This is a genomic window from Halomonas elongata DSM 2581, from assembly GCF_000196875.2.
GTDB classification, from domain to species: domain Bacteria; phylum Pseudomonadota; class Gammaproteobacteria; order Pseudomonadales; family Halomonadaceae; genus Halomonas; species Halomonas elongata.
In genome coordinates, this window is sequence record NC_014532.2 from 16,380 (window position 1) to 41,101 (window position 24,722).

General features: G+C 66.5%; 23 protein-coding genes and 1 other RNA gene. 12 read left to right on the forward strand and 12 right to left on the reverse strand.

The genetic code is table 11. The features are described 5' to 3' along the window. Positions 1–20: 20 nt before the first annotated feature. The 3 genes from HELO_RS00065 to HELO_RS00075 are packed head-to-tail and all read right to left on the reverse strand — an operon-like array spanning position 21 to position 3,524. Entirely contained in the window at positions 21–1,685 is a 1,665-nt protein-coding gene (locus HELO_RS00065) for a sulfatase-like hydrolase/transferase (protein WP_013330771.1), read from the reverse strand. Beyond that, positions 1,675–2,442 (reverse strand): glycosyltransferase family 2 protein, encoded by a 768-nt coding sequence (locus HELO_RS00070; protein ID WP_013330772.1) that lies wholly within the window; start codon positions 2,440–2,442, stop codon positions 1,675–1,677. Before HELO_RS00070 ends, HELO_RS00065 begins: the two co-directional genes overlap by 11 nt. Next, positions 2,439–3,524, reverse strand: coding sequence for a glycosyltransferase family 9 protein (locus HELO_RS00075; RefSeq protein ID WP_013330773.1), 1,086 nt, complete (start codon positions 3,522–3,524; stop codon positions 2,439–2,441). Before HELO_RS00075 ends, HELO_RS00070 begins: the two co-directional genes overlap by 4 nt. Before the next feature lie 39 nt (positions 3,525–3,563). On the opposite strand from HELO_RS00075, the gene HELO_RS00080 reads away from it, so the two are divergent. Then, positions 3,564–4,706, forward strand: a complete 1,143-nt coding sequence (locus HELO_RS00080) for a glycosyltransferase family 4 protein (RefSeq protein ID WP_232519607.1) — start codon at positions 3,564–3,566, stop codon at positions 4,704–4,706. Here HELO_RS00080 and HELO_RS00085 read toward each other — a convergent pair. Continuing rightward, positions 4,682–5,392, reverse strand: a complete 711-nt coding sequence (locus HELO_RS00085) for a 3-deoxy-D-manno-octulosonic acid kinase (RefSeq protein WP_041601815.1) — start codon at positions 5,390–5,392, stop codon at positions 4,682–4,684. The two genes, HELO_RS00080 and HELO_RS00085, sit on opposite strands and share 25 nt — an antisense overlap. Here HELO_RS00085 and HELO_RS00090 point away from each other — a divergent pair. Genes HELO_RS00090 through waaA form a run of 3 tightly spaced genes read left to right on the forward strand, consistent with a single transcriptional unit; the run spans position 5,391 to position 9,203 of the window. Continuing rightward, positions 5,391–6,488 (forward strand): glycosyltransferase family 9 protein, encoded by a 1,098-nt coding sequence (locus tag HELO_RS00090; RefSeq protein WP_041601816.1) that lies wholly within the window; start codon positions 5,391–5,393, stop codon positions 6,486–6,488. The genes HELO_RS00085 and HELO_RS00090 overlap by 2 nt on opposite strands. Beyond that, a complete protein-coding gene (hldE, locus tag HELO_RS00095; protein ID WP_013330776.1) occupies positions 6,478–7,908 on the forward strand; it encodes a bifunctional D-glycero-beta-D-manno-heptose-7-phosphate kinase/D-glycero-beta-D-manno-heptose 1-phosphate adenylyltransferase HldE in 1,431 nt (476 codons plus the stop codon). Before HELO_RS00090 ends, hldE begins: the two co-directional genes overlap by 11 nt. After that, on the forward strand, positions 7,908–9,203 hold the full coding sequence (gene waaA / locus HELO_RS00100; RefSeq protein WP_013330777.1) for a lipid IV(A) 3-deoxy-D-manno-octulosonic acid transferase: 1,296 nt from the start codon (positions 7,908–7,910) through the stop codon (positions 9,201–9,203). Before hldE ends, waaA begins: the two co-directional genes overlap by 1 nt. A 12-nt stretch (positions 9,204–9,215) precedes the next feature. Here the strand turns inward: waaA and rpiA are convergent, their stop codons facing one another. Next, the gene (gene rpiA, locus HELO_RS00105) at positions 9,216–9,890 is read right to left on the reverse strand and encodes a ribose-5-phosphate isomerase RpiA (protein ID WP_013330778.1); all 675 of its coding nucleotides are present in this window, start codon (positions 9,888–9,890) and stop codon (positions 9,216–9,218) included. Between the two features lie 188 nt (positions 9,891–10,078). Between rpiA and ilvA the strand changes: the two genes are divergently transcribed. Next, complete coding sequence (gene ilvA / locus HELO_RS00110) at positions 10,079–11,599, forward strand: threonine ammonia-lyase, biosynthetic (RefSeq protein WP_262983967.1); 1,521 nt, start codon at positions 10,079–10,081, stop codon at positions 11,597–11,599. Positions 11,600–12,062: 463 nt separating this feature from the next. On the opposite strand, the gene HELO_RS00115 is transcribed toward ilvA, so the two are convergent. The 3 genes from HELO_RS00115 to HELO_RS00125 form a co-directional block, all read right to left on the reverse strand. After that, positions 12,063–12,683, reverse strand: coding sequence for a 5-formyltetrahydrofolate cyclo-ligase (locus tag HELO_RS00115; protein WP_013330780.1), 621 nt, complete (start codon positions 12,681–12,683; stop codon positions 12,063–12,065). A gap of 8 nt (positions 12,684–12,691) precedes the next feature. Then, positions 12,692–12,876: non-coding RNA, 6S RNA (gene ssrS, locus HELO_RS00120), on the reverse strand. A gap of 48 nt (positions 12,877–12,924) precedes the next feature. Continuing rightward, on the reverse strand, positions 12,925–13,224 hold the full coding sequence (locus HELO_RS00125; protein WP_013330781.1) for a cell division protein ZapA: 300 nt from the start codon (positions 13,222–13,224) through the stop codon (positions 12,925–12,927). 132 nt (positions 13,225–13,356) lie between these two features. Between HELO_RS00125 and HELO_RS00130 the strand changes: the two genes are divergently transcribed. The 4 genes from HELO_RS00130 (at position 13,357) to HELO_RS00145 (ending at position 17,874) form a co-directional block, all read left to right on the forward strand. Then, on the forward strand, positions 13,357–13,938 hold the full coding sequence (locus HELO_RS00130; protein ID WP_013330782.1) for a UPF0149 family protein: 582 nt from the start codon (positions 13,357–13,359) through the stop codon (positions 13,936–13,938). A gap of 34 nt (positions 13,939–13,972) precedes the next feature. After that, positions 13,973–15,313 (forward strand): aminopeptidase P N-terminal domain-containing protein, encoded by a 1,341-nt coding sequence (locus tag HELO_RS00135; protein WP_013330783.1) that lies wholly within the window; start codon positions 13,973–13,975, stop codon positions 15,311–15,313. A gap of 65 nt (positions 15,314–15,378) precedes the next feature. Further along, entirely contained in the window at positions 15,379–16,602 is a 1,224-nt protein-coding gene (gene ubiH, locus HELO_RS00140; protein ID WP_013330784.1) for a 2-octaprenyl-6-methoxyphenyl hydroxylase, read from the forward strand. Between the two features lie 36 nt (positions 16,603–16,638). Then, positions 16,639–17,874 (forward strand): UbiH/UbiF/VisC/COQ6 family ubiquinone biosynthesis hydroxylase, encoded by a 1,236-nt coding sequence (locus HELO_RS00145; RefSeq protein ID WP_013330785.1) that lies wholly within the window; start codon positions 16,639–16,641, stop codon positions 17,872–17,874. Between the two features lie 12 nt (positions 17,875–17,886). On the opposite strand, the gene HELO_RS00150 is transcribed toward HELO_RS00145, so the two are convergent. The 3 genes from HELO_RS00150 to gpmI all read right to left on the reverse strand — a co-directional run bounded on the left by HELO_RS00150 (position 17,887) and on the right by gpmI (position 22,003). After that, the gene (locus HELO_RS00150) at positions 17,887–19,170 is read right to left on the reverse strand and encodes a S41 family peptidase (RefSeq protein ID WP_041601817.1); all 1,284 of its coding nucleotides are present in this window, start codon (positions 19,168–19,170) and stop codon (positions 17,887–17,889) included. Positions 19,171–19,274: 104 nt separating this feature from the next. After that, a complete protein-coding gene (locus HELO_RS00155) occupies positions 19,275–20,432 on the reverse strand; it encodes a murein hydrolase activator EnvC family protein (RefSeq protein ID WP_232519608.1) in 1,158 nt (385 codons plus the stop codon). Continuing rightward, a complete protein-coding gene (gpmI, locus tag HELO_RS00160; RefSeq protein ID WP_013330788.1) occupies positions 20,429–22,003 on the reverse strand; it encodes a 2,3-bisphosphoglycerate-independent phosphoglycerate mutase in 1,575 nt (524 codons plus the stop codon). The genes HELO_RS00155 and gpmI overlap by 4 nt, the downstream gene beginning before the upstream one ends. Before the next feature lie 208 nt (positions 22,004–22,211). On the opposite strand from gpmI, the gene HELO_RS00165 reads away from it, so the two are divergent. From HELO_RS00165 to HELO_RS00175, 3 genes are read left to right on the forward strand one after another with little or no spacing between them, the layout of a single operon-like run. Then, on the forward strand, positions 22,212–22,634 hold the full coding sequence (locus tag HELO_RS00165; RefSeq protein WP_013330789.1) for a rhodanese-like domain-containing protein: 423 nt from the start codon (positions 22,212–22,214) through the stop codon (positions 22,632–22,634). Between the two features lie 47 nt (positions 22,635–22,681). After that, positions 22,682–23,197: a protein-export chaperone SecB gene (gene secB, locus HELO_RS00170; RefSeq protein WP_013330790.1), complete on the forward strand. Its 516-nt coding sequence runs from the start codon at positions 22,682–22,684 to the stop codon at positions 23,195–23,197. Positions 23,198–23,223: 26 nt separating this feature from the next. Beyond that, a complete protein-coding gene (locus HELO_RS00175) occupies positions 23,224–23,970 on the forward strand; it encodes a 16S rRNA (uracil(1498)-N(3))-methyltransferase (protein WP_013330791.1) in 747 nt (248 codons plus the stop codon). Between the two features lie 4 nt (positions 23,971–23,974). Here the strand turns inward: HELO_RS00175 and HELO_RS00180 are convergent, their stop codons facing one another. Next, positions 23,975–24,715 (reverse strand): FadR/GntR family transcriptional regulator, encoded by a 741-nt coding sequence (locus tag HELO_RS00180; RefSeq protein WP_013330792.1) that lies wholly within the window; start codon positions 24,713–24,715, stop codon positions 23,975–23,977. Between the last annotated feature and the right edge of the window lie 7 nt (positions 24,716–24,722).

Here is a 24,722-nt window from a genome sequence, read left to right on the forward strand (position 1 = left end):
CTCGACATGGCAGGCGGCATTCACTCCGCCGCTTCCGCCGGCGGCGCCTCGGGTGACAGCCAGGGCGACTTTGCCCTCGAGGTGTCATCCGGCGCCATGCCTTCGATGTCGAGACCCTGCCAGAGACGTTCGTGCAGCGCGGTTTCCCGCTTGAGCTGATCGTTGAGGGTTTCCAGGCCGTGTTGCTCGACCAGGGTCGGTTCCTCCGATAGCAGCGACACGCCCAGCCCGGCACGATGCCAGTCGATGACGAAGCCCATGGCCTCGAGCACCGTGGGCAGGATGTCCATGGTCGAGGCCTCGACCTTGATGCGCCGAGGGGCGAGGTCGTTGCCGAGCAGCATGAAGGTGTTGCTGCGCGGGCCGGCGGTCAGTTGCTCCCAGGCCGAGACGCGCATCGAAAGATGATCGCTGGCGATGACCACCAGAGTGTTCTTCAGCAGCCCCTCGCCGGCGAGGCGTTTCACCAGATCATGCGCCATGCGGGCGGAACACTCGACACTGTAGAGGATATCCGTGCCGTCGAATTCGCCCTGGCGCCGGCGGCACTCATCGGGTGGATAGCCGTATGGCGGATGCGTGGCCAGGCTCAGGTTGACCAGTCCCCAGGGCCCTTCCTGTTTCTCCAGGCGTCGAATCTCCTCGACAGTCAAGTCATAGAGGTCGTCGTCGTAGAGGCCCCAGCTATTCAGGTCGTCCGGGTTGTCCACCCTGGGGGCGAGGTCATCGCGGCCCAGAACCCGCGAGAAACCATGTCCCTCGTAGAACCTGCCCTTGCCGGCGAAACGCTTGCTGGCGCCTCCCAGATACGTCAGCGAATAGCCCTGTTCGGCGAGCAGGTCGCCCAGGCAGGAAACCCCGGGCACGACCCGCTCGAGCGGCTCCAGCTGGCTGTCGTGAAGTAGCCCTGCCGGCATCAGGGGAACCCCGCACTGGCTGGCGATCATGCCGGCCATGGTCCAGCCGGTGTTGTCGATCTGGCGCACGCCCTCGAACACCACGCCTTGATCGCCCAGGGCGGTGAGGGGGGCATAGACATCGCCGAAGCGCTCGCGATCGGCGTATGTCTGCTCGAGGCTCTCCAGATAGATGACCAGCAGGTTGGGCGGAGAGGAGGGCGCCTCGAGAATCACCGGGTCAACGTAGCGCTGCTCCAGCCAGGCTCCTTCCTCGGCGACGATAGCCGCCCCGCGCTGCCCGATGCCGTATAGCAGTGGGTTGGTGGCCAGCAAGACCAGAGCCAGCAGGCGCTCCAGCAGTCGCCAGCGGTGATCATGGCGGACCAGCCAGGTGAAGGCCGCCAGGACCGGGAGCATCGCCAGGGTGTAGAGGATGGCGACGATGGTGCGTTCACCACCGCCATGCTCGCTGATGCCGGCCTGCAGGTGGAAGAATACCGCGCCGAGATCGACGATGCCGAAGCTGTCGGCGAGATAGACGTAGACGCCCCAGAAAATCAGCGGCACGAGCGACCAGGGCCAGCCGCGTGCCGGCGCATGACGCGACGGGGCGCCCCAATGCAGGGTGCGTGCCAGCAACAGCCAGCCGGCGGCGATGGGCGGCAGCATCCAGTAGGGGAGCGGGGTCACCGTCACGGCGGCATGGCCCAGGGCCAGGCCGAGGGCCAGCAGGGCCCACCAGCGAGGTTCACGCAGCCAATCGGGCAGGGAACGTTCAGGCATCATCGGAGTTGGCGCGTTCGTTCTCGTGAAGTTCGTTCAGCTTGGCATACTTCATGTACGCGTGGAACGCCGTGGTCATGGCGACCGTGAAACCGTCCGGGCCCTGGAAGATACCGCCCTTGAGGATCAGCTTGCGCAGGGTGGCGCTGAGTGCATGCAGCACGGGACGATATCGGGAAGGAGGCTTGCCGCGCTCCTTCATGGCCCAGGCATCGCGGCTGGAGAGCTGATCAATGCGGGTGATCCAGTGGGACAGGTCGCGATAGGTGAAGTGGCGGATGTGCACGTCGAGATCGACCACCGATGGCGCCTGGACCGAGGAGTGCGCCTTCTTGGGCAGATAGCCCGAAGTGGTGCGGTTGTACAGTCGTGTGACCGGGTCGGGATAGAAGCCCGCCGCGCGGATCCAGTGGTTGCCGGCGAAGTTGCGCCGCCTGAATCGATAGGCCTGTCGGGGATCGTCGAGCGTCAGCCCCTGGATCGCCGTGACCGCATCGTCGTCGAGGCGCTCGTCGGCGTCCAGGGCGAGGATCCAGTCGTGCTGTGCCTGGGGGACGGCGAAGGCCTTCTGGGGGCCATCGCCCAGGTAGGACTGGTGAATGACCCGGGCGCCGGCCGCTTCGGCCAGGCTCACGGTGTCGTCCTTGCTGCCGGAGTCGACGACGATGACTTCCTCGCAGACGCGTTGCAGCGAGGCGATGCAGTCGGCGACGTTGTCCGCCTCGTTGAGGGTGATGATGATGCCGGTAATGGGAGTCATGTGCTGGGCTCGCTTGTCGGGGACGACGCCAGGTGTCGGGCGATCCGCTCGGCGGCGTCTTCCAGGTCGATGGCATGCATGTCGGTTTCGCCGGCTCCCTCGGGGGGGCGGAAGGCGAGGCGTCGACTCGTCTCGTTGCAGGTTTGCCAGCGCAGGGGCGTTGCCGAGCGTCGAGCGGGATAGAAGCCGGCGGTGGCGCGATCCAGGCAGCCGGCGATGTGCAGGGGGCCTGTGGAGCCGGCGATGAACAGGTCCGCCGCGGCGAGGCTCAGAGCAAAGTCGCCGAGGCCGTTGCGCGCCGGCAGCCGATGGGCGTCGAGCGCCATGCCCTCCAGGGTCTGGAGCAGCGCGTCGGCATTGGCTTCCTCGCCGGGGCCGGCGGTCAGGATCCACACCGGTGACACACTCTCTTCCAGACGCGAGGCGACGCCTTGAGCCAATCGAGCATAGGCCTCCGCCGTCAGGTTGACCGCCGAGCCGCCGCTACCGGCATGCAAAAATACCCAGGGACGCTCGGGATCGATGGCCAGTTCCTCGGTGACCCGGCGCCGCTGCGCATCCTGCTCGTGCGTAGAAAGCGGCCAGTAGGGAGGCGCCGGGCGCTCCGGCCGCGACAGTCCCAGCGCATCCAGCAGGGCCTCCGCCAGTTCCATGTTGTAGACGTATTCGGGTTTCGCCGAACGGGACCTGCGCTGGGTGATGCGGTGATTGTAGAATAGCTGGGCCCACTTGGTGGCCGGCGCCAGGCGCAGCGGAATGCCGGCGCGCCAGCCCAGCCAGCCGATGCGCGGCGTGGAGAACAGGGTCAAGAGGGCATCGAAGTTGGCCGTTCGCACTCGGTCCAGCAAGTCGCGCCGGGCGTCGCGGCCAGCTTCATCGCCCGGGTCGATGATGACCTCGTCCACCCAGGGGCAGAGTCGTGCCACGGGGGCGGTGTAGCCGGGCACCAGGACACTGACGTGGGGGGCGGGTTCACTGGCCTTCAGGCATGCCAGGGCCGGCCAGGCGAGCATGAAGTCGCCGAGCTTGTCGTTGCGCACGACCAGCAGGCGGGGCGGCTGTTGGTTCAAGAAATGTGTCATCGGGACTCCTGAACCCCGATACCGCTAACGGAGGATGCCTTGAAGCCCAAGGTCATGCAGATCTGCCTTTCCGACGGTTGGGGCGGACTCGAAATGTATCCGGCTCGGATTATACCTGAGCTGGCTCGTCAGGGGTGGGAGGCGCACGGCCTGGCCCTCGAAGGCTCCCGCGTCGCCTCGAGCCTCGTCGACGCCGGCATCGACCCCTTGACGGTTGGCTCCCGCGGGCAGGCGCTGTGGCGCGTCCGGCGTATCCTGGCCTACTTGAAGGCCCATGGTATCGAGGTGCTGCATTGTCACAAGTCCAGCGACCTGCGACTGGGGGCGCTGCTGGTCAGCCTGCGACCGCAACTCCGGCTGTTCTTCACCGATCACATGGGGGTTACCCGCCCCAAGCGCGACCCCTTTCATCGCTGGAGTTACGGCAAGGTGCATCGCCTGTTCTCGATCAGCGAGGCAACGCGACGGCGCAACCTGAATGCCTTTCCGCTGCCGGCCGAACGGATCCGGCGGCTTTACCTGAGCATCGACCCGGCGCCTTATGTCGATGATCTCGATGCCGGCGAGAAGTCGGCGCTGCGTGCCGAACTGGGCATACCGGAAGGGGCGGTGGCCATTGGGCTGCCGGGGCGTTTCTCCCGGGGCAAGGGGCAGGCGCTGTGGATCGAAGCCCTGGGCCGGCTGGCCGAGATGGCTCCCGACCAGGCCTGGCAAGGGGTGTTGATCGGCGGGCTCACGGTAGGCGAGGGCAGCGACGAAGCGGTCGTCGCCGAGCTGCGCGGACGCGTGGCCGAGCTGGGGCTCGAGTCGCGAGTGAGCTTCGCCGGTTTCCGCTCCGACCTGCCGTCCTGCCTGAAGGCACTGGATATCGTCTGTGTCCCGTCGCGCAATGAGGCCTTCGGCCTGACGGTCATCGAAGCCATGGCGGCTGGTCGCCCGGTGGTGGGCTCGTCGAGTGGCGCCATCCCCGAATTGGTCAGCGAGGAGACGGGGCGCCTCGCCGCGCCCGATGCGCCGGAGGCCTGGGCCGCGGCGCTGGTCGAACTTCTGGGAGATGCCGGTCTGCGTGAAAGGCTCGGGGCGGCCGGGCGGCGTCGCGTTCAGGAGGAATTCACGCTGTCAGGCCATGTGGCGGCCCTGGTCGGGGAATATGCCGGTCAGGAAGCGGCCCCGGAGGCGTAACCCTCCCGGACGGCAGCGATGGCCGAGGGCGCATCGAACTTGGCCAGCGAGCGGGCCAGGCGCTCGAGGTTGGCGTCCTGCCAGCCGCCGGGGGTGCGCAGACGACATCGATCCAGATCGATCAGCCAGATCGCACCCTCGGGGTCGACCAGCAGGTTGCGGGCGTTGAGGTCCACATGGTCGAGGCCGGCGTCGTGGAAACGGCGTATGGTACGGCCGACCCGATGCAGCAAGGCCTCGTCGGCTTCGGAGAGACATTCGGCGAGTGCGCGGGCGTCGGGCAGGCGAACGGTGATCAGGCCGGCTTCGTAGGTGAGGCCGTGGCGGGTCACGCCGGCGGCCACCGGACGGGGCACGGGCAGGCCGAGCGCGTGGAGGTGGGCGGTCAGGCGCATCTCGCGAAAGGCGCGGCTGCGTTCTGCCCCGCACCACAGGTAACGCTCGGTGCTGATGCGGGCGATGAGTCCGCCGCGACGATAGGGACGCAGCACCCATTGCTCGTCGCCCGCCGCGATGAACAGGCTGGCGCCGCGCCCGGGTGCTTCGCCGACCACCTTGCCTGCCTGGCGCCAGTACTCGGGATCGAAGAGGTGCGGCCCGATTTGTGGCGCCCCGTCGGCGTCACATAAACTGTCCGCATCATATAGAATGCCAATCTTTCCCGTTCGATACGTTGCCAATCGCATGAAGCATCCTCTGCCCGTCCGACCTGCGCACATCGGCGTGCTGCGTCTCTCCGCCCTGGGCGATGTCTGCAACCTGGTACCGACGGTTCGTGCCCTGCAACGCCAATGGCCCGAGGCGCGCATCACCTGGATCATCGGCAAGGGCGAGCACAGTCTACTGGCCGGACTTTCCGGGGTCGAGTTCATCGTCTATGACAAGTCCACCGGGCTTGCGGGCATGCGCGAGCTCTGGCGGCGCCTCGGCGATACCCGCTTCGACGTGCTGCTGCACATGCAACAGGCCCTGCGGGCCAGCGTGCTGTCGCTGGGGCTCAAGGCAGACCTGCGCATCGGCTACGACAAGGCGCGTGCCAAGGACGCCCAGCACTGGTTCACCCATCGACAGCTCGCCCCTCATCCGCAGGCCCATGTCCTGGAATCCTTTCTCGATTTCGCCCGGCTGCTGGGCGTCGAGGACCTCTCGCTGGACTGGTCATTGCCGGTGCCCGAGAGTGCCCGCAAGGAAGCGGCCGGCTTCACGTCGGGAGCGCCCTATATTCTGATGAGCCCCTGTGCCAATCCGCGTCTGCGCAACTTCCGCAACTGGTCGGCGGAGGGCTACGCCGCGGTGGTCGAGCACGTCTGGGTGCAGCATGGCCTGAAGACGGTGCTGACCGGTGGCGGCAGCACCCAGGAACGCGAGATGGGGCAGCGCATCGCCGCGCAGTCCCAGCCCGGCGCGGTCATCGATGCGATCGGCGAGTCCTCGCTCAAGGGGCTGCTGGCCTTGATCGACGGGGCGCGGGCGGTGATCGCGCCGGATTCGGGGCCGGTCCACATGGCCAATGCCATGGGCACGCCCACCGTCGGCCTGTTCGCCACGACCAACCCGGAGCGTGCCGGGCCTTATTGCTGGCGCGACTTCGTGGTCAACCGCTACCCCGACGCCGTGCGGGCCTATCTGCACAAGGACCCCGAGACGCTGCCCTGGGGGCAGCGTGTCCGTCACCCCGATGCGATGTCGCTGATTCAGGCCGATGATGTAATCGACCGACTCGAGGCGTTGTTGGCCACGACCTCGGCCCGCAAGCAAACGGAGTTCCCCGATGAAACTTGATCTGACAGCCCTTGAGCACTCTCGCCTGTTGGTGGTGGGCGATGTCATGCTCGATCGTTACCTGCATGGCGGCACTTCGCGCATCTCTCCCGAGGCCCCGGTTCCCGTGGTCAGGGTCGAAGAGGATGAAGATCGCCCGGGGGGGGCTGCCAACGTGGCGCTCAACATCGCCTCGCTCGGGGCTCGGGCGGCACTGGCCGGCCTGGTCGGCGACGACGGCAATGCCGATCGACTGGTGCATCGCCTGGAGGATGCCGGTGTAAGCACTCACTTCGTCCGTAGCCCCGATATTCCAACTATCACCAAGCTGCGGGTGATGAGCCGCAACCAGCAGCTTATCCGGCTCGATTTCGAGGAAGGGCTGGGAAAGGTCGATACGCAAGGGCTGGCGGCCCAGGTGGAAGAAGCGCTGCCCGATGCCGATCTGGTGATCCTCTCCGATTACGGCAAGGGAACCCTGACCGATGTCGCCGCCCTGATCGCTCGGGTACGCGATGCCGGCAAGCGGGTGCTGGTCGACCCCAAGGGCAGCGATTTCAGCAAGTACCGCGGTGCCAGCGTGATCACGCCCAACCTGGCCGAGTTCGAGGCGGTGGCGGGGCCTTGCCCCGATGACGCCACCCTGGCCGCTCGCGGCGAGGCGTTGCGTGCCGAGCTGGAGCTTGAGGCGCTGCTGATCACCCGCAGCGAGAAAGGCATGACGTTGATCCGCGAGGGGGCCGAACCCCTGCATCTGCCGACCCGGGCCCGGGAGGTCTTCGACGTGACCGGTGCCGGCGATACCGTGATCGGCGTACTGGGGCTGGCGCTGGCCGCCGGTCACGGCTTCCCCGAGGCCATGACGCTCGCCAACCTGGCCGCCGGCCTGGTGGTCGCCAAGCCCGGCACCGCGACCCTGTCCATCGCCGAGCTCTATACCGCCGTGCACGGCGATAAACTGGCCGAGTTCGGTGTCATCGAGGAAGCGCCGTTGTGCGAGGCCGTGCGCGCCGCCCAGGCGAGGGGCGAGCGTGTGGTGATGACCAACGGCTGCTTCGACATCCTGCATGCCGGTCATGTGGCCTACCTCGAGCACGCCCGCCAGCTCGGCGACCGGCTGATCGTGGCGGTCAACGACGATGCCTCCATCGCCCGACTCAAGGGCGCCTCGCGGCCAATCAATCCCCTGGCGCGGCGCATGCAGGTGCTGGCCGGACTGGGCGCCGTCGACTGGGTGGTGCCGTTCGCCGAGGATACCCCGCAGCGGCTGATCGAGGCGGTACTGCCCGATGTGCTGGTCAAGGGCGGCGATTACCAGCCCGAACAGATCGCTGGTGGCGAGGCGGTGCGTGCCGCCGGGGGCGAGGTGAAGGTGCTGGGCTTCGAGGACGGCGTCTCCACCACTGCCATGATCTCCACCATTCTCGATCGGGAACGCTGATGGCCGGCGGCCATCCCTGGACGCGTCGCCTCTATTCCGCCGCCCTGCTGGCGCTGGCACCGCTGCTCTGGTGGCGCGTGTGGCGCGAGCATCGTGCCGGACGCTCACGGGGCGAGCGGCTCGGCTGGATTCCCGCCTCGTCGGACGCCGATCGTCCGTTGTGGTTGCATTGCGCCTCGGTCGGCGAGGTCCAGGCCGCGCAACCGCTGATCGAGGCCTTGCGCAAGCGCTACCCGCAGCACCGCCTGGTGATCACCACCATGACGGCCACCGGCGCCGAACGTGCCGTGGCATTGGCCGAAGCCGCCAGCGACGAGGCTGGAGGCGAAGTGAGTCATTACTTCCTGCCCCTGGACTTTCCCTGCGCCGCCCGGCGGTTCGTTGCTCGCCTGAGACCGCGGTTGGCGATTTTCTTCGAGACCGAGCTCTGGCCCAACCTGCTGGCCTCCTGCGCGCGGCGCGGCGTACCCGTGGCCGTGGTCAACGGCCGCCTGTCGGCGCGTTCGTTTCGCACTTACCGACGCCTGCGTCGCTTGATGCAAGAGGCGCTGTCCCATGTCGACTGGCTGGGCGCCAAGTCACGGCAGGACGCCGAACGCTTCGCAGCACTCGGCATGGCGGAGGACGCCACCTCGGTGACTGGCTCGCTGAAGTTCGATATCGCCCTGAATGACGAGGCCTTCAAGGTGAGTGAGCGCTTGCATACCTTGTTGGGCGGGCGACCGGTCTGGGTGGCGGGGTCCACGCATCCCGGTGAGGACGAGGCGCTGCTGACGGCCCATGCCCGGGTGCGCGAGATACGGTCTGAGGCGTTGCTGATCCTGGTGCCGCGTCATCCCCGACGCTTCGAGGCGGTGGCCGAGCTCTGTGCGGCACGCGGGCTGGCATGCGCCCGACGCTCGAAAGGCGAGGCGCCGGGTTCCGAAACGGCCGTCTATCTGGGCGACACCATGGGCGAGCTGCGAGCCCTCTACGGCGCGGCGGACCTGGCCTTCGTCGGCGGCAGCCTCGTGCCGGTAGGCGGTCACAACCTGCTCGAGCCGGCCGCCATGGGCGTGCCGGTGCTGACCGGCCCCGAACTGGCCAACTTCGAGGACGTGGCCGAGACGCTGCGCGAGCACCAGGCCCTGGTGGAAGTGGCCGACGGCGAGGCCCTGGCGGCAGCCCTGTTGCGCTTGTTCGACGAGCCGGCGGAAAGGCAGCGACTCGCCGAGGCCGGCCGAACGGTGGTCGAGGCCAATCGAGGGGCCCTGGCCCGAACCCTGGATGGCCTGGAGACGCTGCTTTCCAGGTGAGTGACTACTTGCTTACTGCGGTGTCAGACGTTCCACACCCTGGTCGGTGCCGAGCAGCAATACATCGGCGCCGCGGGCGGCGAACAGGCCATTGGTCACCACACCGACGATGGCATTGAGCCGGGCTTCCATGGATTCAGGGTCGTCGATCATGAACTCGTAGCAGTCGAGAATCTGATTGCCGTTGTCGGTGACCACCCCTTCGCGGTAGACCGGATCCGCCCCCAGCTTGACCAGTTCCCGGGCCACGTAGGAACGCGCCATGGGAATCACCTCCACGGGCAGCGGGAAGTCGCCCAGGCGCTCGACGCGCTTGGAGGCATCGGCGATGCACACGAAGCGTTCCGAGCAGGCGGCGACGATCTTCTCGCGAGTCAGGGCCGCGCCGCCGCCCTTGATCATGTGCAAGTGAGCGTTCACTTCGTCCGCGCCGTCGACATAGACGGGAAGCGTGCCGGTCTCGTTGAGTTCGAAGACGTCGATGCCATGGCCACGCAGTCGCTCGGCGGTCGCCTCCGAGCTGGCTACCGCGCCTCGGAAATCGCCGCGCAGCGTGGCCAACTTGTCGATGAAACGGTTGGCGGTGGAGCCGGTGCCGACACCGATGACGATGTTGCGCCCGAGTAACGGGCGGATCTCGTCGAGGGCGGCGGCGGCCACGGCGTCCTTGAGTTCGTCCTGGGTCATGTCCTGCTCGCTTTCCGGTAGGTGGCGAATGCGGCGCCATTATAGGCCATGTCGTCGCCTCGTGCTGGACGCCATGGCAGGCGGGATGCTACCAATAAGGGTTCCCTTCATGCCGCATCGGGACGCGTCGGGCGCATCCGTGTCGCCGGCGGCTCCCGCGGTTCTCACGCGCTACACCCCATTGGGATATCAGGATGCTCGAAGCCACCGTCAAGAAAATCCTTCAGGCCCGGGTCTACGAAGCCGCCCGGGAAACGCCGATCTCGCCGGCCCCCTTTCTCTCCCGTCGGTTCAACAACCAGATCCTGATCAAGCGCGAGGACCTGCAGCCGGTCCACTCCTTCAAGATTCGCGGCGCCTACAATCGCATGGCCCAGCTGTCCGACGAACAGAAGGCCAAGGGCGTGATCGCCGCCTCGGCGGGCAACCATGCCCAGGGGCTGGCAATGGCGGCCAAGCAGATGGGCGTCAAGGCGGTGATCGTGATGCCGCGCATCACCCCGGAGATCAAGGTCCAAGCCGTGCGTGCCTGGGGCGCCAAGGTGGTGCTCAAGGGCGATGCCTTCGCCGCCGCCGCCGCCCACGCCCAGGAGTTGATCGAGGAACACGGCTACACCTATATCCCGCCCTTCGACGATGTCGATGTCATCGCCGGCCAGGGTACCGTCGCCATGGAGATCCTGCGTCAGCATGGCGGGCGCCTGGATGCCATCTTCGTGCCGGTGGGCGGTGGTGGCCTGATCGCCGGCATTGCGGCCTACGTCAAGTATCTGCGCCCGGAGATCAAGGTGATCGGCGTGGAGTCGGAAGACAGCGCCTGCCTCAAGGCGGCACTGGAAAGCGGCGAGCGGGTGACACTCGATCAGGTCGGTGTCTTCGCCGAAGGGGTGGCCGTGGCGCAGATCGGCGAGGCGCCCTTCGCGATCATGCGCGACCTGGTGGACGACGTCATCACCGTCAATACCGACGAGATGTGCGCCGCGGTGAAGGACATCTTCGAGGAGACCCGAGCGGTCTCCGAGACCTCCGGAGCCCTGTCGCTGGCCGGCCTCAAGAAGTACATCCAGTCGACCGGGGCCAGCGGAGAGACCCTGATCTGCATCAATTCGGGAGCCAACACCAACTTCGACCGCCTGCAGCACATCGCCGAGCGTACCGAGCTGGGCGAGCAGCGCGAGGCGATCCTGGCGGTGACCATTCCCGAGCGCCCCGGCAGCTTCAAGAAGTTCTGCCGGACCATCGGCAAGCGCATGGTTACCGAGTTCAACTATCGCTATGCCGACCCCGAGCAGGCGCATATCTTTGTCGGGGTCCAGGTCAAGCCGGGCGGCGAGGATCGCCAGGCGGTGATCGACAAGCTGCGCGGCGCCGGCTATCCGGTGGAAGATCTCACCGATAACGAACTGGCCAAGCTGCACATTCGCCACCTGGGCGGAGGGCGCCCGAAGGAGCACTTCGAAGAGGAAGTCTATCGTTTCGAGTTCCCCGAGCGTCCGGGCGCCCTGATGAACTTCCTGACGCACCTGCCCCAGGACTGGAACATTTCGCTGTTCCATTACCGCAACCACGGTGCCGCCTATGGACGCGTGCTGGTGGGCATGCAGGTGCCCAATGGCGATCGCAGCCATGTCGAGGGTTACTTCGATGACATCGGGTATCGCTACTGGAAGGAAAGCGAAAATCCGGCGTATCGGCTTTTCATGGCCTGACCGTCATTCGATGTGAGCGCTGACTTACCTCGTGAAACCCACGAGAATGGCTTTGGTTGTGCGTTTTTCCGGGTATGGCGGTTGTCATGCCCGCCCCCCTCGGCTACTCTCTGCGCGGCATGAGCGCCAATAGGCGGTGTTTTCATGGCGTTTTCGGAAGATGGCGGCAGCATCGCCGACAATACTCTGTCGTTACTGGATGTTGTCGCTGAAAATGCAACCGTTCAGGCATGACGGTTCATGACATTGCCGAGAGAAAACGACGAGGGAGTCGACGATGAAGCGCAAGCCCGATCTGATCATGATACTGGTGCTGCTGTTCAGCATCGCGGTCGTGGTGACCGGCTATGCTCAGGCGCTGGCGGGCAACTGATCGCGACCTTTCAGCATCCTCGGATGATCATGGACAGCGGGGCGGTCGATACGTGATGTGTCGGCCGCCTTCTTCGTTGGGCAGGGCCGATCAGGGGCGCAGAATCCGGCGATCGCTGACGATGGCGTCCAGCGGCACGTCCCAGGATGCCGTCGGGAGTCGCTCGACGCGCTGGCAGTCATGGGCCAGGCCGATCAGGCGGGGTCGGGGGCCGGGGCGACGGGTGAACGCAAAGGTCCGATCGTAGAAGCCGCCTCCCATGCCGATGCGCTGGCCGTCATCGTCGAAGCCGACCAGCGGCAGGAGGACGACGTCCAGGGCCCAGGCCGCCCGACGCCGGGCACGATGCGCGCCGTGTCGGGTATCGGGTTCGGAGATGCCGAAACGATTGGTCACCATGGGCGTGTCGCCATGGTAGTGGACGAACCACAGGGTATTGGGCGCCAGCGGGCGCAGTACCGGCAGGTAGGCACGGGCACTGCGTCTGGCGAGCCAGGGCAGCAGGGGTGTGGGGTCGATCTCGCCGTCGTTGGGCAGGTAGAGCGCCACGTGTCGGGCTCTGAAGACTTCCGGCAGTCGACGCAGGGCATGGCACAGTCGCCGGGAGGCGGCAGCCTGCTCGCGCGGGTCGAGTTCACGCCGACGGCGGCGCAGTTCGCGCCGAAGTTCGCGTCGTGTGGTGGGTGCGGCAGGATCCTGCATGAAATTCATGTTGGACAAAGTTCCCCAGAGTGCCGCTGTCGTTCTGGCCCTTGAACCCATTGGTTCAAGGTGGGTGGCCGCAGTCGAACCGTCAGGCTTTCCGTCTCACGGACATGCACACGGGTTCGACTAGCTGTTGGCCCCCTGGGTAATGCGCATAGGCTCGAGGGACTATAACGACTGGCGAACACCCCAGGGAACGTCTTCTATCCTAGCAGAGCCGCCGGCCTGGCCAAAGGGAAGAATCCCCTCAACGGCCGGGAGCGTCGGCAAGCGCCTTCTCCAGTCGCTGGCTGAGCTCGCTCAGGCTCTGCTCGCCGGCGCGTTGTTCATCCTGGGTCTCGAGCAACTCGTTGGCGATGTTCAGGGCCGCCATGATGGCGACCTTCTCGCGGTCGACCACCTTGCCCTGGGCGTGGATGCCCTGCATGGCGCGGTCCAGGTAGCGCGCCGCGCGTTCGAGCTTGCTTTCCTCGTCCGGCGGACAGGCAATGACGTACTGCCGTTCCAGCAGGGTGATCTCGATGGTGGGCCGTGAAGAGTCGCTCATGGATGCTCCGGGGGGCCGAGGGCGCGTCTCGGGGGCTCGATGCGTTAACATCGAGGGGAATACGAAGTTTCAGTCACTATAAGAGAGCCCTTCACGCGCGGTCAACGCGCGCGGCTCCACCAGGATCGCGTCATGTCACTGATCAACGAACGCCAGGACTTTTCCACCATCGCCGATACCTTCCTGCTGCATGGCAGCATGCAGTCCCCGGCCTTCCTGGACGGCCGTCTGTGCGCCTCGCTGGCGTTGCACGACCTCGATGCCGAGGGCTGGCTGGAAACGGTCTGCGTCAACCTGGGCGTCGAGCAGCCCCGGGACGAGCCATCCGCCGAGCGCCTGCTGGGCTGGCGGCGCCAGACGCTGGAAGCCTTGTCCGCAGCGGAAATGAACTATGAACCCCTGCTGCCCGATGAGCTGTTCTCGCTGGCGGAGCGCGCCCAGGGCCTTCAGGAATGGACGCTGGGATTCCTCGAGGTGGTGCGCGATGCCGGCGACGAGCCTCGCAAGCAGTGGTCGGAGGCGCTCAGGGAGGCCATCGACGACCTGGGCGGATTGGCGGATATCGAGACGGATCTCGAGGACAACGCCGAGAACGAGAATGACCTGTTCGCCCTGACCGAACACGCGAGGATGGCAGCCATGCTGCTGTATACCGAGCAGCATCCCGGCAAGCCCCAGGTCGAGCAGGTTGATGAGCCGGGCCCGACCCACTGAGGAAACCCCGCCTTGTCGTTCTCCAGGAGCCGCCATGCCACTCGACGCCCCGCCCCGCCCGTCCCCCATCGATCTCGATGAATATCGGAGGCGACGCCGTCGCCTCATCGATGCCTTGCCGACGGATGCCGCCGTACTCTTGCCCGGTGCATCCCTGGTCATTCGCTCCAGAGACAGCGAATTCCCGTTCCGCCAGGACAGCGACTTCCACTACCTGACGGGCTTTCCCGAACCGGACGCCCTGCTGGTGCTGCTGCCCGGTCGTGCCGAGGGGGAATGCGTGCTGTTCTGCCAGGATCGCGATCCGGCCATGGAGACCTGGACGGGGCGTCGCCTCGGGGCCGAGGGGGCCGTGCGCGTCCACGGGGTCGATCAAGCCTTCGAGAATGCCGAGCGCGATGCCCATCTGCTCGAGTTGCTGGAGGGGCGTGTCACGCTCTATCTGCCCCTTGGCGATGCCTCGGCATTGCGCCTGGCGGAGCGGCTGCGCGGCGAGTTGCTGACTCGGCCTTGCCAGGCTGTGCAGCCGCCGCTGCTGGCCTTTGCCGATGTGACGCCGATGCTGCATGAGCAGCGTCTCGTCAAGAGCGACGCCGAGCTCGCCCTGCTGCGCCATGCCGGCGAGATCAGTGCCCATGCCCATTGCCGGGCGATGCGGGCCTGCCGCCCGGGGCTTGCCGAATACCAGTTGCAGGCCGAGCTGGAGCACGAGTTTCGCTGGCGGGGCGGCAGCGGACCGGCCTACGCCAGCATCGTCGCCGGCGGGCGCAATGCCGGCATACTGCACTACATTGATAACCGGGAGCCCTTGTGCGACGGGGATCTGGTGCTGATCGACGCTGGCGCCGAGTTCGATCTCTACGCCGGTGACATCACGCGCACCTTTCCGGTCAACGGGCGTTTCTCGCCGGCGCAGCGGGCACTCTACGAGGTGGTGCTGGAGGCCCAGGAGCGCGCCATTGCGGCCGTACGTCCCGGCACCACCCTCAAGGCGCTTCATCGAGGCGTGGTGCGGGATCTCGCGGCGGGTCTCGTGGCCCTGGACATCCTGGGCGACGATGGCGAGGAGACGCCCGAGTCGATCGTGGCAAGGCGTTTCTATCCCCACGGTACCTCCCACTGGCTGGGGCTCGATGTCCACGATGTCGGCGATTATCGCCAGGATGGCGAACCACGATGCCTGACGCCCGGCATGGTGATCACCATCGAACCCGGTCTCTACATGCCGGACGACGAAGATCTGCCGGCAGCGTTTCGCGGCATCGGTATTCGTATCGAGGACGATGTCGCCGTGACAGCCGAGGGGTGCGAAGTGCTGACTCGAGCGGCACCCAAGCAGGTGGCTGATATCGAGGCCCTGTTGGATGAAAAGTGATCACTTGTCGAGCCACCGAAATTGCCTTTATGTAATGTACATTATGAAATGTCGGAGAGTCGCGCATGAGCGAATCGATCTCGGCTGAGGCGCCGCGGCGCGTGGATATCGCGATCGTCGGCGGCGGCCTGGTCGGTGCCAGCCTGGGGGCGGCGCTGGCGCCATTGATGCGTGACCGGGCGCTGTCCGTGGCGGTGATCGAAGCCGCGTCCGTGTCCGATGGCCTGGATGCCCCCTGGCAGCCGAGCTTCGATGCCCGGGCCAGCGCGATCTCTCGGGGAACGGCGAATCATTTCGACAGCCTGGGCGTGTGGTCGAGCATGGCCGAGCGCGCCTCGCCGATCCGCTGCATTCATGTCAGCGAGCGGGGGCGGCTGGGCGCGACCCGGTTGCGTGCCGAGGAATTCGGCGAGGAGGCCATGGGGCATGTGATTCCCAATGCCTGGATGGGGCGTGTCCTGCATCGTCGGCTTGCCGAGCTGCCCCTGGCCTGGCATTGCCCGGCTCGGGTGGAAAGCATCCAGCCCCGGGCCGGCGGCCATTGGCTGGAGCTTTCCGATGGCGCCCGGCTCGAGGCCGGGCTGACGGTCCTGGCCGATGGCGGTCGGTCGGGGCTCAAGGAGCGCCTTGGCATCGAGAGTCGGGAACATCCCTATGAGCAGGCTGCCGTGATCGCCACGGTGGAGCTGGATCGCCCCCACGACGGCATGGCCTACGAGCGTTTCACGCCTTCCGGTCCGATCGCCCTGCTGCCCATGGCCGGACAGCGCATGGCGCTGGTCTGGACCTTTGCGGCCGGCGGCGAGCGGGGTGCCCTGGCACTGTCCGATGCCGATTTCCTGGCGCGCCTGCAGGCCTCCTTCGGGGATCGGGCGGGACGTTTCCGTCGGGTCGGCAAGCGCCACGCTTATCCGCTCTCGCTGGTCACCGCCAGCGAAACGGTGCGTCCGGGCCTGGCCGTGATGGGCAATGCCGCCCATGCCCTGCATCCGGTAGCCGGACAGGGGTTCAACCTGGCGCTGCGAGGCGTGATGGATCTGGTGGCTGCCATCGAGGCGGGACTGGCGCGCGGCGATGCGCCGGGAGAGGCGGCCACGCTGAACGATTTCGAGGCCCGTCGCAGCGGGGATCGGGACAATGTGATTCGTTTCAGCGATGGCCTGGTGCGACTGTTCGGCTATGATCATCCGCTGTTGTCGCATGCCCGCGCCGCCGGTCTGGTGGGGCTCAATCTGCTGGGGCCGCTGCGTCGCACTTTGGCCAGGCGGGCCATGGGCATGGAGCGGTGATGATGCCGGAGATAAAGATGAAAGGGACGATGCCCCATGAAGACTGACACGGCGGGCAACGAGGTGATGATCGTCGGTGGCGGCATGGTCGGCGCGACCCTGGCGTGCCTGCTGGGGCAGGCCGGCGTGTCGGTGATGCTGCTGGATGCCAGGCCGGGGCCCGTGGATGCCGAGACGGCAGGGCGTGGGCCGGCGGATCTGCGGGTCAGTGCGCTGACGCCGGTGTCCCAGCGCCTGCTGGATGGCCTGGGCGTGTGGGCGTCGATGCGCGGGCGTCGTGTCACGCCTTATCACCATATGCGGGTCTGGGACGGCGAAGGCTCCGGCGAGGTGAGTTTTTCCGCCGATCAGGCGGGCCTGCCGGTCCTCGGTCATATCGTCGAGAATGACGTGGTGGTGGCGGCCCTGGAGGCGCGTCTGGCGGAGCTGCCCTCGGTACGGCGGCGTTTCGCTACCCGGGTCGTCGGGTTCGAGACGCATCATGATGCCCCGCTGGTGTGCCTGGAAGACGGCGAAAGGCTGAGTGCGCCCCTGGTGGTGGCCGCCGATGGGGCGCGTTCGCCGCTGCGGGAGATGGCCGGGATCGAGACCCGGTCGCATGACACCGGGCAGGTGGCGCTGGTGACCTCGGTGTGCACCGAACGCCCTCACGGCGGCGTGGCACGACAGGCCTTCCTGGCCGATGGGCCGCTGGCGTTCTTGCCGCTGACCCTGGACGGCGATGACCGTCATTGCTCGATCGTCTGGTCGACCTCGCCGGATGAGGCCGAGCGGCTGTCAGCGTTGCCGGCTGAAGCGCTGGGAGCGGAGCTGGAGGCCGGTATCGGTGCCTGCCTGGGCCGGGTGACGCCGACTGACCGGGCGATGTGCCTGCCGCTGACCCAGCGTCACGCCGAACGCTATACACTGCCGGGACTGGCCCTGGTGGGCGATGCCGCGCACAGCATTCACCCCTTGGCGGGTCAGGGAGCCAACCTGGGCTTGATGGATGTGGCGGTGCTGGCCGAGGAACTGCTCGAGGCACGGCGGCGTGGCATCGCACTGGGCGATGAGGCCTGGCTGGCGCGTTATGCGCGTCGTCGTCGGGGCGACAATGCCGCCATGTTGCGCCTGATGGATGGGTTCAGGCTGCTGTTCGGGGCGCGCCATCCGGCGCTGACCCTGGCGCGCAACCTGGGGCTCGCCGGCGTCGACCGGCTGGGCCCCGTCAAGCGTTTGCTGATGCAGCAGGCGGCGGGTCGGCGGGGCCGCCTGCCCGACACCTGCCTGTGAGCGGTTTCGTCGTCAGCGCTTGCGTTCATCCAGCACGTTCAAGGCCTTGAGCAGGTTCAGGGCCTCGCCGAGCTGGTAGTCGTCGCGCAGGCGGGCATTGAGCTCTCCGCTTTCCGCGTCCTTGCCGTTGCCGGACAGGTGGCCTTCCAGGTCGGCTTCGCGGACCCGCAGGCCGTTGTCCTGGGCGACCTCGAGACGACCGCGCACCACCTCGACATCGGGCTTGATGCCCTGGGCCTGAATGGAGCGGCCGCTCGGCGTGAAGTAGCGCGCGGTGGTCAGCTTGAGGGCCTCGTTCTCGCCCAGCGGCATGATCTGCTGCACCGAACCCTTGCCGAAGCTCTCGGTTCCCATCACCACGCCGCGTCGCTGGTCCTGCAGGGCGCCGGCGACGATCTCCGCCGCCGAAGCGCTGCCGCCATTGATCAACACCACCAGCGGGACATCGGGGGCGGTGGTGGCGCGGTTGGCATAGAAGCTCAATTCGCTGTCGGCCAGCCGGCCTTCGGTGTAGACGATGCGGCCATCGTCGAGGAAGGCATCGGCCACGTCGACGGCGGCCTGAAGCACGCCACCGGGGTTGTTGCGAAGGTCGAGCACCAGCCCCTGCAGTGGGCCGTCATCGGTCAATTCGTTCAGGGCGTTGACGACCTGATCGCCGGTGCGGGCCTGGAACTGGCTGATCCGCAGGTAACCGTAACCCGGGGCCAGGGTGTCGCTCTTCACGCTCTGGGTCCGGATGACCTCGCGCTCCAGGGTGATGTTGCGCGGTGCATCCTCGCCCTGGCGGATGATGGTCAGGCGGATGTCGGTACCCGGGTCGCCACGCATCAGGTCGACCGCCTCCTGCAGCGACATGCCCTCGGTCGGGGTGTCGTTGATGCGCAGGATGGTGTCCTGAGCCTGGAGGCCGGCGCGTGAGGCAGGTGTGTCATCGATGGGCGTGATCACGGTGATCTGGCCGTCGCGCTTGCCGACCTCGATACCCACGCCGCCGAACTCGCCCTGGGTGGATTCGCGCAGGTTCTCGTAGGCCTCGGCGTCGAGGTAGGAGGAATGCGGGTCCAGCTCGCTCAACATGCCACGCATGGCGTTGTGCAGCAGGGTGGCGTCGTCGACCTCCTCGACATAGGCACGCTTGATGCGTTCGAACACCTCGGCGAAGGCCTGGATCTCGGCCACCGGCAGGTCGTCTTCGGTCTCGTTTGCAGCGACGACGGGAAGCGGAGCGGCGAGGAGAGCGATGGGCAACAGTATCGCTCCCAGGCGGCGCCGGAGTGTGGGGCTTAGAGGCATGCGGTCTCTCGCGGTTCCATTGGAGTGGGCCCAGCATAGCGTGGGCATGGCGGCCAAGAAAACACTGAAGCGAGGGGACGTCGTTCTGGACGTCCCCGTGGCGTTTACCGCCGGGCCACCCAGCTCTGGGGGTCGATGGGATCCCCGGCACGACGCACCTCGAAATACAGGCCCGGGGAGGACTGGCCCCCGGAGGCACCCACCACGCCGATGGTCTGTCCCGTCTCGATGGCGGCGCCGACCTCGGTGCTGAAGTGCTGCAGGTGGGCATACAGGGTCATCACGCCATCGCCGTGATCGATGATCAGCAGGTTGCCGAAGCCGCGCATCCAGTCGGCGAACACGACCCGGCCGGCATGTACCGCCTCGACCGGCGTGCCGGCCGCGGTGCGGATCAGCATACCGTCGCGATGCACGCCGCGCCCCTGCCGGAAGGCGGAAGTCACCTTCCCCTGGACCGGCCAGGGAAGATCGCCCCGGGTTTCGCCGATGGCAGTGGAGGGCGGCGGACGCTCGAGGCGGGCCAGGCGCTCCTGCACCTGCTGCAGCACTTGCTCGGCATGCGCCCGGTCCTGATCGAGGGCGGACAAGCGCGCCTCCTTGGTGGCGTAGCGCTCGTCCAGCTTGGCCACCAGCGCCTTGCGCTCGTCCATCTGGCTGGCCAGCTCGGCACTGCGTTTTTCCAGCTCGGCGGCCAGTTGCTCCAGCTGTTGGCCGCGCTCGTCCAGGGCCTGCTGGTTGTCGTCCAATGCCTTGTCCAGCCTGTCGAGTTCCTCCAGCCGGGCATTGCGGGCTTCGGCGAGATGGTTGAGGTAGGTCTGCAGGCGGTCCAGCCGGCTCGGGTCGTCCTGATTGAGCAGCAGCTTGAGCTGTGGGGTCAGGCCGAGACGATAGAGGGCATCGATCTGTTGCTCGAGGGCGGCAATCTGCTCCTGGCGCTCGGCCTCCAGGCGTTCGCGCTCCTCCTCCAACTCGATGACCTCGTCGTTCAGCGAGCGTCGCTGCGCCTGAATGTCGTCGAGGCGGCTATGGGTCTCGGCCAGTTGCGTCTCGATCTTGCGCAGTGCCTCACTGGCCTCGTCCCGCTCCTGACCGGTGGCATCGAGCTCCTGGGTGACGCTCTGGATGCGTTCACCGATGGCGTCCAGTCGCTGGCGTGCCTCTCGCTCATCGGTGACCGCTATGGCCGGCGATACGGCCAGCCATAGCACCAGTGGCAGCAGGCAGCGTGCGCCATTCCGGCGTGGGAATGACTCGCTCACTGAGGTTCGATCAGAATCCGGCCGGTCATCTCTTCGGGTACCGGCTGGTCCATCATCGCCAGCAGTGTCGGCGCGAGGTCGCACAGGCTGCCATCGTCGAGGAGCTTGCGCGGACGCTCGCCGACATAGACCAGCGGTACCTGGAAGGTGGTGTGGGCGGTCTGCGGCGCGCCGGTCTCGGGGTGCACCATCTGTTCGGCGTTGCCGTGGTCGGCGGTGATCAGGCAGGCGCCGCCGGCCTTCTCGATGGCCTCGACCACGCGACCCACGCAGGTGTCCACGGCCTCGATGGCGGCCACGGCGGCATCGAAGTCACCGGTATGGCCGACCATGTCGCCGTTGGCGTAGTTGCACACGATCAGATCGAAGGCGTCGGATTCGATGGCATCGACCAGGCGGTCGGTGACCTCCACGGCGCTCATCTCGGGCTTTTCGTCATAGGTCTTCACGTCCTGGGGCGAGGGCACCAGGATCCGGGTCTCGCCCTGGAACTCGGCTTCGCGACCGCCGGAGAAGAAGAAGGTGACGTGAGCGTACTTTTCGGTCTCGGCGATACGCAGCTGGGTCAGGTCGCGCTGCTCCATCACCTCGCCCAGGGTGTTGGGCAGGTCGGCCGGCGGGAAGGCGGCCGGTGCCGGGATGTCGGCGGCATACTGGGTCATGGTCACCAGGCTGCCATTGGCCAGCCGGGGGTGGGCCCGGCGCTCGAAACCATCGAAGTCGTCCTCGACGAAGGCGCGGGTCAGTTCCCTGGCGCGGTCGGCGCGGAAGTTCATGAACAGGGCGGCGTCGCCGTCTTCCATGGTGATCGGCGTGCCACTCGACACGATGGCGGTGGAGGTGACGAATTCGTCGGTCTCGCCGCGTTCGTAGGCGGCCTGCAGGCCGGCCTCGGCACTGGCGGCCCGATATTCGCCGTGACCTTCGGTCACCAGGCGGTAGGCCTGTTCGACGCGCTCCCAGCGGTTGTCGCGGTCCATGGCGAAATAGCGGCCGATCAACGAGGCGACGAAACCGTTGTCGGCACCGACCAGCTCGGCCAGCTTGGCGTTGGCCCGCTCGATGGAGGCCAGGGCGCTCTTCGGAGCGGTATCGCGGCCGTCGAGGAAACCGTGCAGGTAGATGCGCTTGGCACCGCGCTGGGCGGCCAGTTCGGCCATGGCCAGGATGTGGTCCTCGTGACTGTGCACGCCGCCCGGCGACAGCAGACCGAGCAGGTGGACCGCCTTGCCGGCGTTCACGGCGGCGTCGATGGCGTCGGTCAGGATGGCGTTGTCGGCCAGCTCGTTGTCTTCGATGGCCTTGGTGATGCGCGTGAAGTCCTGATAGACGATGCGCCCGGCCCCGAGGTTCATGTGGCCGACTTCCGAGTTGCCCATCTGGCCGTCGGGCAGGCCCACGTAGCGTCCGTCGGTATGCAGCAGGGCGTGGGGACGCTCTGCCCAGAGACGATCCATTACCGGCGTGCGCGCGGCCTGGACCGCATTGTGGGCGGCATCCGGGTTGTGGCCGTAGCCGTCGAGGATGATCAGTGCCACCGGGCGGGGTGTCGGGGTCGATGTATCGGTCATGGGAGCCTCATAGTGAAGAAGCGAGGGGCGCGACGCCTCCGGGCCGTCGGCGGGGTCGCGACTTGCCACTGCATACGGCATCATATCGCACGGGTCCACCGGGCGTCATTTTGGTCGTCCTCGGTCGGGGCCTGCATCATGTATACTGGGCGCCGCCGGCGCTTGCCGGCCCGTTCACCGTGCACCCGAAGAAGAGTTACTCCAAGCCATGATCGATCAGCTGTTCGAATTCGTGCAGAACCATCCACTGCTGGTGGGCGCCTTCCTGCTGGTGTTACTCGCCTGGGCCCTCTACGAGGTCCGCAGCAGCGGCGCCAATGGTGTTTCCACCAGCGAGGCCACTCAGCTGGTCAATCGCGAGGACGCCGTGGTGCTCGACATCCGCGAGACCAAGGAATTCAAGGCGGGCCATATCGCCGGCGCGCGCAACATTCCCCAGAGCCGGATCGATGACCGAATCGCCGAGCTCGACAAGTTCAAGGACAAGCCGGTCATCGTGGTCTGCAAGCACGGCCAGAGTTCCGGTGCCGTCCAGGGCAAGCTGGCCAAGGCCGGCTTCGAGCGTGCACTCAAGCTCAAGGGCGGCATGACGCAGTGGCAGTCCGACGGCCTGCCGCTGGTCAAGAAGTGACACGCCGATTTTTCCTATTCTCCATTTAACGTAAAGGACGCATTTCCATGGCGGAAGACAACAACCAAGGCAACGGCGCCAACGGCCAGGCCGCCGACCAGCAGGACAAGCCGCAGGTACAATTCGCCCTGCAGCGCATCTATATCAAGGATCTGTCCTTCGAGGCGCCGAACTCTCCGTCGGTGTTCCAGCAGCCGTTCAAGCCCAAGGTCGGCCTGGACCTGGACACCACCCACCAGAAAGTCGGTGAGGACCTCTACGAAGTGGTGGTCAAGGTCACCGCCCAGGTGACTCATAGCGAGGAAGGCACGACTTCCTTCCTGGCCGAAGTCGAGCAGGCCGGCATGTTCCGCATCGGCGGCCTCGAGGGCGCGCAGCTGGATCATACCCTGGGTGCGTTCTGCCCCAATGTGCTGTTCCCCTATGCTCGCGAATGCGTCGATAGCCTGGTCAACCGTGGCGGCTTCCCCCCGCTGATGCTGGCGCCGGTGAACTTCGAGGCGATCTACGCCCAGCGCAAGCAGCGCGAGGCCCAGCAGCAGGGCGAGCAGGCCACGCAGTAACCCTTGGCTGTCAGAGGCTGGTTGCGATGAGCGCCAAGCATTCGATGGGCAAGGCCCCTCGCATTCATGTCGCCGCCGAGCTGCAGGCCGGCGGCGACGTGGTTCTGCCCGATGGCGCGGCGCGCCATGTGGCGAGAGTCCTGCGCCTGGGGCCCGGTGCGCCCGTGATCATCTTCGATGGTCAGGGCAATGAGGCCGAGGCGATCCTGACCGAGGCCGGTCGCAAGCAGGTGGTGGCTCGCGTCGAACGCGTTGCCGCCGGACGTGGCGAGTCGCCGCTGGCCGTGCACCTGGGGCAGGCCATCTCCAAGGGCGACCGCATGGACTACGCCATCCAGAAGGCCGTGGAACTGGGCGTCGCCGAGATCACGCCGCTTTACACCGAACATGGTGACGTGCGTCTCAAGGGCGAACGCGAGGCCAAGAAACTGGCCCATTGGCAGGCGGTTGCGGCCAGTGCCTGCGAACAGTGCGGTCGAGCCACCTTGCCGCCGGTGTATCCACCGCGCAGCGTGGTCGACTGGCTGGCCGAGCGTGACGAGCCCCTGTGCCTGGTGCTGCATCCCGGCACGCCCGGGGGGCTCGACCGGCATGACGACCCCGTTCGGGCGGCGTTGTTGATCGGACCCGAAGGTGGCCTCTCCCACGCCGAGGTGGATGCTGCCGCCGATGCCGGCTTCGCCTCCTTGACCCTCGGCCCGCGCATCCTGCGCACCGAGACCGCCCCGGTCGTCGCCTTGTCCCTGCTGCAGAACCGCTTCGGGGATTTGTGATAGTTCAGCTGGAGGTGGGGGCGTCCAGTTTCTCGCGAGTCGTGCGATAGACACTGTCCAGGTGGGCCAGCATGGCACGCTCCGCGGCATCGGGATCGCCGGCACTCAAGGCTTCGACGATCCGACAGTGCTCCCGGTAGCTTTGCTCGATGGAGCCGGCTTCTACCATTACCTGACGCCGAATGCTTAGCCCGAAGGCATAGAGCTCCTGAGAGTAGCGCAGGAGTATTTCGTTACGGGCATATTCCGAGATCAACTTGTGGAAGTTCTGGTCTGACAGTTGGAAGTGCACTGGGGAGTTGAACAGCTGGCTCTGGGCCTCCAGCAACTGCCCCAGTTGCTGGAGGCCGGACTCATCGATATAGCGCGCGGCACGTCGGGCAATTGCTGACTCGACGACCAGGCGGCTCTCGAAAACGCTGTCTACGTCGAACTGGTTGACCTCAGCCTCTTGCTGGCGACCGGGATGATGCTGGAAACGTTCTATCGTCGCCGCACTGGCGCAGATCCGAGATTTGCTGCCATGCGAGACGCTGGCCAGACCATGCGCCGTCAATTGGGCCAATGCTCCCCTGACGGTTTCCCGGCTGACACTGAACAGCTGTGCCAGTTCGCGTTCACTGGGCAGTTCGTCTCCATCCCTCAATAATCCCGTCAACACCATGTCGATCAGCTTGTCGGCCAGGATTTCCTTCTTGGTTTGGCTTTTCAGCGCTTTTTCGTCGGCAAAGGCCCGCAGCGTCATGGGTCCA

Excerpts from the sequence above, each read along its gene's own strand:
- HELO_RS00065 (WP_013330771.1), bottom strand. The coding sequence starts at position 1,685 with ATGATGCCTGAACGTTCCCTGCCCGATTGGCTGCGTGAACCTCGCTGG.
- HELO_RS00070 (WP_013330772.1), bottom strand. The coding sequence starts at position 2,442 with ATGACTCCCATTACCGGCATCATCATCACCCTCAACGAGGCGGACAAC.
- HELO_RS00075 (WP_013330773.1), bottom strand. The coding sequence starts at position 3,524 with ATGACACATTTCTTGAACCAACAGCCGCCCCGCCTGCTGGTCGTGCGC.
- HELO_RS00090 (WP_041601816.1), top strand. The coding sequence starts at position 5,391 with ATGAAGCATCCTCTGCCCGTCCGACCTGCGCACATCGGCGTGCTGCGT.
- HELO_RS00085 (WP_041601815.1), bottom strand. The coding sequence starts at position 5,392 with ATGCGATTGGCAACGTATCGAACGGGAAAGATTGGCATTCTATATGAT.
- hldE (WP_013330776.1), top strand. The coding sequence starts at position 6,478 with ATGAAACTTGATCTGACAGCCCTTGAGCACTCTCGCCTGTTGGTGGTG.
- waaA (WP_013330777.1), top strand. The coding sequence starts at position 7,908 with ATGGCCGGCGGCCATCCCTGGACGCGTCGCCTCTATTCCGCCGCCCTG.
- rpiA (WP_013330778.1), bottom strand. The coding sequence starts at position 9,890 with ATGACCCAGGACGAACTCAAGGACGCCGTGGCCGCCGCCGCCCTCGAC.
- HELO_RS00115 (WP_013330780.1), bottom strand. The coding sequence starts at position 12,683 with ATGAATTTCATGCAGGATCCTGCCGCACCCACCACACGACGCGAACTT.
- HELO_RS00125 (WP_013330781.1), bottom strand. The coding sequence starts at position 13,224 with ATGAGCGACTCTTCACGGCCCACCATCGAGATCACCCTGCTGGAACGG.
- HELO_RS00130 (WP_013330782.1), top strand. The coding sequence starts at position 13,357 with ATGTCACTGATCAACGAACGCCAGGACTTTTCCACCATCGCCGATACC.
- HELO_RS00135 (WP_013330783.1), top strand. The coding sequence starts at position 13,973 with ATGCCACTCGACGCCCCGCCCCGCCCGTCCCCCATCGATCTCGATGAA.
- ubiH (WP_013330784.1), top strand. The coding sequence starts at position 15,379 with ATGAGCGAATCGATCTCGGCTGAGGCGCCGCGGCGCGTGGATATCGCG.
- HELO_RS00145 (WP_013330785.1), top strand. The coding sequence starts at position 16,639 with ATGAAGACTGACACGGCGGGCAACGAGGTGATGATCGTCGGTGGCGGC.
- HELO_RS00150 (WP_041601817.1), bottom strand. The coding sequence starts at position 19,170 with ATGCCTCTAAGCCCCACACTCCGGCGCCGCCTGGGAGCGATACTGTTG.
- gpmI (WP_013330788.1), bottom strand. The coding sequence starts at position 22,003 with ATGACCGATACATCGACCCCGACACCCCGCCCGGTGGCACTGATCATC.
- HELO_RS00165 (WP_013330789.1), top strand. The coding sequence starts at position 22,212 with ATGATCGATCAGCTGTTCGAATTCGTGCAGAACCATCCACTGCTGGTG.
- secB (WP_013330790.1), top strand. The coding sequence starts at position 22,682 with ATGGCGGAAGACAACAACCAAGGCAACGGCGCCAACGGCCAGGCCGCC.
- HELO_RS00175 (WP_013330791.1), top strand. The coding sequence starts at position 23,224 with ATGAGCGCCAAGCATTCGATGGGCAAGGCCCCTCGCATTCATGTCGCC.
- HELO_RS00180 (WP_013330792.1), bottom strand. The coding sequence starts at position 24,715 with ATGACGCTGCGGGCCTTTGCCGACGAAAAAGCGCTGAAAAGCCAAACC.